Annotated in this window: 11 protein-coding genes; 3 read left to right on the forward strand and 8 right to left on the reverse strand. The window is 67.6% G+C overall.

Features of this window, described 5'->3' with window-relative positions:
* A partial coding sequence (locus tag ACLQ7E_RS07925; RefSeq protein WP_411732033.1) for a YrdB family protein occupies window positions 1-692 on the forward strand: 692 nt, incomplete at its 5' end.
* Between the two features lie 58 nt (window positions 693-750).
* On the opposite strand, the gene ACLQ7E_RS07930 is transcribed toward ACLQ7E_RS07925, so the two are convergent.
* The 6 genes from ACLQ7E_RS07930 to aroA form a co-directional block, all read right to left on the reverse strand.
* Window positions 751-1,191: a fluoride efflux transporter FluC gene (locus ACLQ7E_RS07930; RefSeq protein WP_411732034.1), complete on the reverse strand. Its 441-nt coding sequence runs from the start codon at window positions 1,189-1,191 to the stop codon at window positions 751-753.
* Window positions 1,188-1,691, reverse strand: a complete 504-nt coding sequence (locus ACLQ7E_RS07935) for a fluoride efflux transporter FluC (RefSeq protein WP_411732035.1) — start codon at window positions 1,689-1,691, stop codon at window positions 1,188-1,190. The genes ACLQ7E_RS07930 and ACLQ7E_RS07935 overlap by 4 nt, the downstream gene beginning before the upstream one ends.
* A 23-nt stretch (window positions 1,692-1,714) precedes the next feature.
* Window positions 1,715-2,356 carry a metal-dependent transcriptional regulator gene (locus ACLQ7E_RS07940; RefSeq protein WP_411732036.1) on the reverse strand — a complete coding sequence of 214 codons (642 nt, stop codon included), beginning with the start codon at window positions 2,354-2,356 and terminating at the stop codon, window positions 1,715-1,717.
* Entirely contained in the window at window positions 2,356-3,156 is an 801-nt protein-coding gene (gene hisN, locus ACLQ7E_RS07945; protein WP_411732037.1) for a histidinol-phosphatase, read from the reverse strand. Before hisN ends, ACLQ7E_RS07940 begins: the two co-directional genes overlap by 1 nt.
* Window positions 3,157-3,272: 116 nt before the next feature.
* Window positions 3,273-4,376 (reverse strand): ribosome small subunit-dependent GTPase A, encoded by a 1,104-nt coding sequence (gene rsgA, locus ACLQ7E_RS07950; protein ID WP_411732038.1) that lies wholly within the window; start codon window positions 4,374-4,376, stop codon window positions 3,273-3,275.
* A gap of 4 nt (window positions 4,377-4,380) precedes the next feature.
* A complete protein-coding gene (aroA, locus tag ACLQ7E_RS07955; protein ID WP_411732039.1) occupies window positions 4,381-5,706 on the reverse strand; it encodes a 3-phosphoshikimate 1-carboxyvinyltransferase in 1,326 nt (441 codons plus the stop codon).
* A 427-nt stretch (window positions 5,707-6,133) separates the two neighbouring features.
* Here aroA and ACLQ7E_RS07960 point away from each other — a divergent pair, with 427 nt between their 5' ends.
* Together ACLQ7E_RS07960 and rsrA are read left to right on the forward strand one after the other, a co-directional pair.
* Window positions 6,134-6,787, forward strand: a complete 654-nt coding sequence (locus tag ACLQ7E_RS07960; RefSeq protein WP_411732040.1) for a sigma-70 family RNA polymerase sigma factor — start codon at window positions 6,134-6,136, stop codon at window positions 6,785-6,787.
* Window positions 6,787-7,053, forward strand: coding sequence for a mycothiol system anti-sigma-R factor (rsrA, locus tag ACLQ7E_RS07965; RefSeq protein ID WP_411732041.1), 267 nt, complete (start codon window positions 6,787-6,789; stop codon window positions 7,051-7,053). The genes ACLQ7E_RS07960 and rsrA overlap by 1 nt, the downstream gene beginning before the upstream one ends.
* A 143-nt stretch (window positions 7,054-7,196) precedes the next feature.
* Here rsrA and ACLQ7E_RS07970 read toward each other — a convergent pair whose 3' ends face one another.
* Both ACLQ7E_RS07970 and ACLQ7E_RS07975 read right to left on the reverse strand, forming a co-directional pair.
* Complete coding sequence (locus ACLQ7E_RS07970; protein ID WP_372342882.1) at window positions 7,197-7,271, reverse strand: 50S ribosomal protein bL37; 75 nt, start codon at window positions 7,269-7,271, stop codon at window positions 7,197-7,199.
* Window positions 7,272-7,371: 100 nt separating this feature from the next.
* On the reverse strand, window positions 7,372-7,977 hold the full coding sequence (locus ACLQ7E_RS07975; protein WP_411732042.1) for a GDSL-type esterase/lipase family protein: 606 nt from the start codon (window positions 7,975-7,977) through the stop codon (window positions 7,372-7,374).
* Between the last annotated feature and the right edge of the window lie 80 nt (window positions 7,978-8,057).

An 8,057-nucleotide genomic window follows, 5' to 3' on the forward strand; every position in this document is an offset into this window, starting at 1 on the left:
CCCGGGATGCGAACGCGGAAGCGGCAGACAAAGCGGAGCCCGCCAAGGCAGCCGGCTCGGTTTCGACGCCAGCAAATCCGGCAGCTGCGGCTGGGCCGGAAGCAGCCAAACCGATCACCGACGATGCCGCGCTGAACGAATCAGCGGACACCGGGGACCATGCGAAGCTCGAGCTCGAGCTGGACGCCGAGGGTGATGGCTCGAATTCTGAGGCCGTGGCCGAGACTCCGGCTGAACCTGTCGCGTCATCGGAGCCCGCCGAAATGTCGGCGGATCCCGGCGCCGCTTCCGTCCACCAACGGGCCGGAGCAACCGGCGGCACCATCATGGCGCTGATGATCGTTTCATTCATCCTTGAAGTTGCCTTGTTGGGCGCACTGGGCATTTGGGCCATGACCATGCTGCCCTTCAGCCCCGTCGTGGCTGTCATCATCGGCGTTCTACCGGTATTGGTCTTCTGGGTCCTTTTCATGTCGCCCAAGGCAAACTTGCGATTGCCACAGCCCTACCACGCGGTTGTGGCCCACCTGCTCTTTGCCGCCGGATCCGGATTGCTCGCAATTGCCGGACAATCGGTGCTGGCCTTGTGCATGGGTGTGTTGACGGCAATCAGCCTAGCGCTGACGGTCGCAGTCAGTGGCCAACACGTGGAAAGCCGGAAGGCGGCCACCGGCCGCCGCGCCGCTCGCTAGGAAGTGCGTGCCCGGGCAGGAATGCCGGGGCGTGACTGGCAGCGGTTCGCCGGGATGCTCACGACAGCAGCGTGGCCAGGAGGCCGCCGAGCAAGCCCGCGGCCAGCCCGGCGCCGAGCGTGAGGCCGAGGTAGGTGGCGGCCATCGCGCGCGCTCCCGAGCGCCACAACGACACCGCGGCCACCACGAACGTGCTCATGGTGCTCAACCCGCCGCCGATGCCCAATACCAAGGCAAGCACCAGCAGACCCGGGACGCCGGAGAGCGAACCCGCGGCCCAGCCAATCCCGTGGTTCCCCGCCCAAGCCGCCGCGGCACCAACCAGGAAACATGCCACGGTGTTTGCGGCCAGGATGCCCAGCGGGAAGACCCGGGTGCCCGATTGCGCACGCCGATGTTGGCCGGCCGAGACGTAGACGTCCAGAAGGTAGCGTCCCAGGGCCCCGACGGCACCCGCCAAGGCAATGACCAGGAACCCGCCTAGGCCCAGCTGGCTCATGGGTTCCCTCCAGCGCCCGGATCCCCGACACGGGGGAGTTCCCGATCGGAAGGCGCAGATTCTCCGCTGACTGCCAAGGCGCGCTCAACCCATGACATTGAGGCCCAGGCGGCGGCCGCGCAAAGCAGCACCGAGAGCACCAGATCCAGCACGGCCGCGGCCGGGGTGGCGCCCACGGCGAAGAGGATCAGCGCCGAAAAGGTGGTGAAGGCGCCGAGGAACCCGGTTCCGATTCCCGCGCGCAGCCAGCTTGGGGCACGGTGGGTGATCTGCCAGTAGCCGGTCAACGCCGCCAAGGCTGCGGTGCCGGTGACATTGATGGCCAGGGTGGTGGCCGGGAATCCGGGAGCGTCAGGGAACCAGAGACCGAGTCCCACGCGCAGCGCGGCACCGCAGAAACCGCCCGCGGCCACCGCCGCCAGGGTCCGGCCTGTGACACGTGGCGGTGCCTTGGGAGATGCCGGGATGCCGCTGCCCGCAGGATTGTTCGGTGCGCCCAAGTCAGGTGCCGTGTCTTCGGTGGCTATACGCCCCTGGGCACGGGAAGCACCCAGAGCATAGTCGAGTCGATGGTGCTGAGGTCCGGGTGGGGCAGGGTGATGGTGCTGCCCGGGGAGATGCCCAGGTCCGTGCACAGGCGCAGCAGCACCGGGTCCTCGTCGCTGATCCGGGACACGATCGCCCGGGTGGGGGAGCCGTTGGCCGCAAAGCGGTCAAGCCTGATTGCCGGGGGCATCGCCAGGGCGCCGTCGGGGCCGGGGATCGGGTCGCCGTGCGGGTCCGCCGCCGGGTGCCCCAGGCGCGCGGCCAGGGCTTCGATGAAGCGGGTCGAAACGGTGTGCTCCAGCAGCTCTGCCTCCTCGTGGACCTCGTCCCAGCCGTAGCCGAGCTCGTCGAGCAGGAAGGTCTCGATCAGGCGGTGGCGGCGCACCACATTCAACGCCGCCAGCCTCCCGGCCTTGGTGAATGTGATGGCTCCGTAGCGCGGGTGGACCAACAGGTCCTTGCCGGCGAGCTTGGACACCATGGCGGTGGCCGAGGCGGGGGCCACGCCCAGCTGCGCGGCGATGTTGCCGGTGGTGACCGGGTCGTCTTCCCACTCGGTCAGCGCGTACAGCGCCTTGAGGTAGTTTTCCTCGCTGGAGGTCAACGGTGCGCGGAGCATCAGCGGCCCAGGTTCAGGATTTCCAGTGCGGCGTCGTGGACCAGGCCGTTGCTGGCCACGGCGTTTCCGCCGTTGCAGCCGTCTATGCCTTCCACGGAGGTGAAGCGCCCGCCGGCCTCGCGCACGATCGGCACCAGGGCCGCCATGTCGTAGAGGTTCAGTTCGGGCTCGCAGGCCAGGTCGACGGCGCCCTCGGCCACCATGCAATAGGACCAGAAGTCCCCGTAGGCCCGGGTACGCCACAGCGAATCGGTGAGCTGGAGGAAGTTTTCCCGCTGCCCGCGTTCCTTCCAGCCCGAAAGCGAGGAGTACGACAGCGAGGCATCCTCGAGCTTGGCCACCGAAGAGACCTGAAGCTTGCGGGCGCTGGCCATGGAGCGGCCGGTGTAGGCGCCCATGTCCTTCGCGGCCCACCAGCGGCGGTTCAGCGCCGGGGCGGAGACCAGCCCGACGACGGGTTCCCCGTCATCGATCAGGGCGATCAGGGTGGCCCACACCGGGACGCCGCGGATGAAGTTCTTGGTTCCGTCGATCGGGTCGATGACCCAGTGCCGGGTGGACTTGCCGGTGGTGCCGAATTCCTCGCCGGTGATGGCGTCGCGCGGCCGTGCCCGGGAGATGTGGGACCGGATGGCTTCCTCGGCCGCCTTGTCGGCATCCGAGACCGGGGTCAAATCCGGCTTGGTCTCCACCACCAGGTCCACGGCGTGGAAGCGCGAGAGGGTCAGGGCGTCGACCGAGTCGGCAATGACGTGGGCCAGGCGCAGGTCATCGTTGTAGGTCATGACATCGGTTTTCATACCCTCAAACCTATCCCACGCGGCGGCGGCAGGACTGCAAGATGTCGGGACGGCGGTGCCAAATCGTGCCGAACCTTTCCTGCGGTGTGAGTTGACCCACGATCCGGCCGTCGTTGCTAGGCGGTGCCCAGTTCCTTGGCCTCGGCGGTTTCGTCCTGTCCCAGCAACCGTCGGTAGGAATCGAGTCGGGCGATGCCCACCGGGCCTGCCTCCCCGGCGGCGACCCAGGCATCGAGCGCGCACTGTGGCTCGGTGGCCTTGTGGGTGCAGCCGCGGGCGCAGGCGTTGGCGATCGGGACCAGGTCGTCGAAGGCGTTGAGGATGTTCTCCGGGTCCACCAGGGCGAGCCCGAAGGAGCGGATGCCGGGGGTGTCGATGATCCAGCTTCCGGCCGGGGCGTCGTCGATGCGCAGCGCCAGGGCGGAGGATGAGGTGTGCCGGCCGCGGCCTGTGACGGCGTTGACGTTGCCGGTGGCCCGCTGGGCGCCGGTGAGCGCATTGACCAGGGTGGACTTGCCCACGCCTGAGTGCCCGATGACCACCGAGACCTTCGAAGCCAGGTGCTCGCGCAGGGCCTCCACGGGGGTGCCGGCCAGCCGGGCCGAAAGCCCGTCGGCGGACCGCGCGTCGATGCCGGTGGCGGACTCGTCGGTGGTGCGCGAGACGATGATGTCGATATCCAGGTGCCGGTAGTTTTCCAGGAACGGCTCGGGATCCCGGACATCGGCCTTGGTGATGCACAGCAGCGGGCTGATGCCCGCGTCGAAGGCGGCGACGATGGCCCGGTCGATGAAGCCGGTGCGCGGCTCCGGGTTGGCGGCTGCCACCACGATCACCAGCTGGTCCACGTTGGCCACCACGACGCGTTCGACCGGGTCGGTGTCGTCGGCGCTGCGGCGCAGCAGGGTGGTGCGGTCTTCGATGCGCACCAGCCGCGCCAGGGTGTCGGGCTCGCCGGAGGTGTCGCCCACCAGCGCCACGAAGTCCCCGGGCACCACGGGATTGCGGCGCAATTCGCGCGCGCGGGCGGCAATCACTATCCGCTCATCGTTGGTGTCCTCATCGAGGATGGCGCGGTAGCGGCCGCGGTCAACGGTGATGATCCGCCCGATGAGGGCATCCTCGTAGGCGGGGCGGTCCTTGGTACGGGGGCGGGTGCCCTTTTTGTTGGGGCGGGTGCGGACGGTGAAGTCTTCCCAGTCCTCGGTGTTGCGTGCCATGTGCTTAGTGTGTGGCCTTTCCGCTGGTGGCCAGCGTCGTCCATAGTGTGGGGAAATCCGGCATGGTCTTGGCGGTGGTGGCGATGTCCACGACCTTCACCCCGGGCACTGCCAGGCCGATGATGGCCCCTGCTGTGGCCATGCGGTGGTCGGCATAGGTCTCGAAGTTTCCGCCGTGCAGCGGGGCGGGTTCGATCAACAGCCCGTCCTCCAGCTCGGTGACCCTGCCGCCGAGGTTGTTGATTTCGGTGACGAGCGCGGCGAGCCTGTCGGTCTCGTGCCCGCGCAGGTGCGCGATGCCGGTCAGCCGGGATTCGCCTGTCGCCAGCGCGCAGATCGCCGCGAGCGTCGGGGCCAGTTCGGAGGCATCGGCGTAGTCGATGCCGGAGATCTCCTTCGGCCCGGTGAGCTCGAGGGTGCCGTTGTCCAGGTGCGTGATTCGGGCCCCCATGCGGGTGAGGATGGTGCGCCATTGGTCGCCGACCTGCGTGGTGGTGCTTGGCCAATGCGGAATGCGCACGGTGCCGCCGGTGACCATGGCCGCGGCCAGGAACGGTCCGGCGTTGGAAAGATCCGGCTCCATGGTGCGCTCGAAGGCGCTGATCTTCCCGGGCTCGATCTTCCAGCTGCGCTCGGTGGGGCGGGTGATGACGACGCCGAGCTCGCGCAGGGTCTGCACTGTCATCTCGATGTGGTCAGGGCTGGCGATGCGGCCCTCGGCGGCGACGATCTCCACGCCGTGCACGGTCCGGGCGGCGAAGAGCATCAGGGCGCTGATGAACTGGGAGGAGGCCGAGGCGTCGACCACGATGCGGCCGCCGGCCAGGGCGCCGGTACCGGTGATGGTGGCGGGAAGCAGGCCCGGTGCCCCCTGCTCGGTGACGTTCACCCCCAGGTCGGCAAGTCCGCCCAGCACCGGGGCCATGGGGCGTAGGCGCGCATGCGGGTCGCCGTCAAAGGTGAAGGAGCCGCGGGCCAGCGCGGCCAGCGGGGGGACGAAGCGCATGACGGTCCCGGCCAGGCCGCAGTCGATGTCGACCTGGCCCATCTCGGCATCGAGGTCCATGGGGGTGATGCGCAGTTCCAGGGTGCCGTCGGCGGAGTCGATCGTTTCGATGCCGGTGCCCAGGGCACGCAGGGCGCCGATCATGAGGTCCGAGTCGCGGGAGGCCAGCGCGTTGGAAATGCGGGAGGGGCCGTCGGCCAGGGCGGCGAGCAGCAAGTACCTGTTGGTCAACGACTTGGACGCCGGGACGATGACGGTGCCGTCAACGGGGTGTGCGGGGTGCGGGGCGTCCCACGTGGTGTCCAGGGTTTCTTGGGTGCTCAACGGCTGCCTCCGGGTCTCAAGGGGGTGCCGCGGGTCTTGGCGCGCGGCGGTGATTTGGGGGAAGTAGGGAATGTGGGACGTGGTCGGTGGCGGCGCCGTTGCCGCCGGTGGTGGATTCCTGCCGTGTGCGGGAAACTCCTGCGAATCGGGGGCTGGCATCCGCAAAAGGTGCGCGGCGGTGGGCCGTGCGCCGGGAAACGCTGCCCCCGTGGCCCCAATTCTAGCCGCAGCCGGGCACCGGAGGTGGAATAGAGTCGCGCGCTTGCGTGTTACCCCCTATATGGTGCGCGGACTCCACTGCGGAATGCGGAGTGTGCCGCCATCGGCAAGCGAATCAACCATGGCAAGAGGCGGAGGACTTATGGGAGTACTGCTGGCGGAATCCCCGGCCCCGAGCGAACCACGGCTACGCGTAGACTTGGCCGTGATGACCGAACATATACAGGGCACCGACACTGTACCGGTAGCCAACGAGACCGAAGCACAACGGCGCGAGCGCTTCGAACGCGACGCGTTGCAATATGTCGACCAGCTCTACTCGGCGGCGATGCGCATGGCGCGCAACCCCGCCGATGCCGAGGACCTGGTCCAGGAGGCCTACACCAAGGCATATTCGGCCTTCCACCAGTACAAGCCCGGGACCAACCTGAAGGCCTGGCTGTACCGGATCCTGACCAACACCTACATCAACCTCTACCGCAAGCGCCAACGCGAACCGCTGCGCACCGGGACCGACACCGTCGAGGACTGGCAAATGGCCAAGGCCGCGGAACACACGCCCGCGGGGCTGCGTTCGGCCGAGGTCGAGGCCCTTGACCACCTGCCGGACTCGGACGTGAAGAACGCGTTGCAGTCGATTGCCGAGGAGTTCCGGTTGGCGGTGTACTTCGTGGACGTCGAGGGTTTCCCCTACAAGGATGCCGCGGAGATTCTCGGTGTACCGATCGGCACGGTGATGTCGCGGTTGCACCGGGGACGAAAACAATTAAGAGAATTGCTCGCCGACTACGCGCACGAACGCGGGATCGGTCCAGCACAAAAGACCCAAGGGGCACCCACGCCCGGAGCGGAGAAGAAATAATGGGTGACTGCCATTCGCTGGGCGACTGCGACGACAATCGCATCGTCCGCCTCTACGAGTACCTTGACGGTGCGCTGTCGCTGAAGGATCTCACTGAGGTCAAGGCACACCTGGAGCATTGCGCCGAATGCACCGAGGAATACGACCTGGAGTGCATCATCCGCTCCGTCGTGCGCCGCAGCTGCCAGGAACTCGCGCCCGACACGTTGAAGTCAAAGATCATCACACGGATTTCGGAGATCCGCGTGGAATCCGGCCACGTCTAGGCACCCTCGAGCGCGGCCGACACACGCCAAAAGGGCCGGACCCCGGTACACCGTCTTTGCGACGGTTCCGGGCTCCGGCCCTTTTGCTGTTAACCCATGCGGGGCCGGCCCGGTGCAACACCAGTGCCGACGCGGCAGCGATCTTAGGTGTTGGGGCGCTTGCCGTGGTTGGCGCCGCCGCGCTTGCGATCCTTACGCTTACGTGAACGCTTGCTCATGTGAGGACTCCTTTGTGATCTTGGTCCCAAGTTGGACTTCGTCCAGTCTGCCACACCCGCGAAGCCGGACCCAATAGATGGGGTCCGCGTCGGGAAAATGTCAGCTGGCGCCGGGCTCCGGCAACCCCAACCAGGTGTACCAGCCGCGGTGCAGCACCAGCCAGGCCATCAGCCCGTAGCCCGCCTGTCCCGGCAACCCGCCGTTCACCGACAGGTCGTTGCGCCACTGCGCATGGTTCTGCAGCGGGGTGAAGGTGTCAACGAAGTGGTGCTTGCGGCGCGTGGCCACATCCGCATACACGTGGGAAAGCTCGGCGAGGCGGGCATTGCGCTCGGGATCCAGTCCGGGGGCCGGGCCCACGACCAGGGCCTTGATGCTCATCTGCGAGGCGGAGTCCAGGATGTTGGCCAGGTTCAGCCGGGAGCGGGCGGTGGAAAGGCCCAGATCCAGATCCCGGTCCGAGAGCGCGATGACCAGGCGGTTGTCGACGTTGTCGCCGAAACGGCGCGATGCCTCGTCGAACCAGCGGGTGCTCAGGGCCTCGGAACCTTCGCCCGGGGCTGCAAGGGTGTAGCTCTCGATGCGGACATCGGCGTTCGAGGTGCGTGCCAGCACCCGGCCGTACCAGCCCAAGGCCCGCGGGTCCCCGTGTCCGGCCAGGAGCTCGTCGCCGATGGCGGTTAGTCGAATAGTGCGGTAATCCACGAATGACCTCTCTCAGGGCGCGTACCAATCAACACTAGCAGTCGGTTAAGCGACCTCGGGGCGGGACACCGTCAGTGTCC

The organism is Paeniglutamicibacter sp., assembly GCF_046714615.1.
Lineage (GTDB): Bacteria > Actinomycetota > Actinomycetes > Actinomycetales > Micrococcaceae > Paeniglutamicibacter.

Excerpts from the sequence above, each read along its gene's own strand:
- rsrA (WP_411732041.1), top strand. The coding sequence starts at position 6,787 with ATGGGTGACTGCCATTCGCTGGGCGACTGCGACGACAATCGCATCGTC.
- ACLQ7E_RS07960 (WP_411732040.1), top strand. The coding sequence starts at position 6,134 with ATGACCGAACATATACAGGGCACCGACACTGTACCGGTAGCCAACGAG.
- rsgA (WP_411732038.1), bottom strand. The coding sequence starts at position 4,376 with ATGGCACGCAACACCGAGGACTGGGAAGACTTCACCGTCCGCACCCGC.
- ACLQ7E_RS07940 (WP_411732036.1), bottom strand. The coding sequence starts at position 2,356 with ATGCTCCGCGCACCGTTGACCTCCAGCGAGGAAAACTACCTCAAGGCG.
- ACLQ7E_RS07930 (WP_411732034.1), bottom strand. The coding sequence starts at position 1,191 with ATGAGCCAGCTGGGCCTAGGCGGGTTCCTGGTCATTGCCTTGGCGGGT.
- hisN (WP_411732037.1), bottom strand. The coding sequence starts at position 3,156 with ATGAAAACCGATGTCATGACCTACAACGATGACCTGCGCCTGGCCCAC.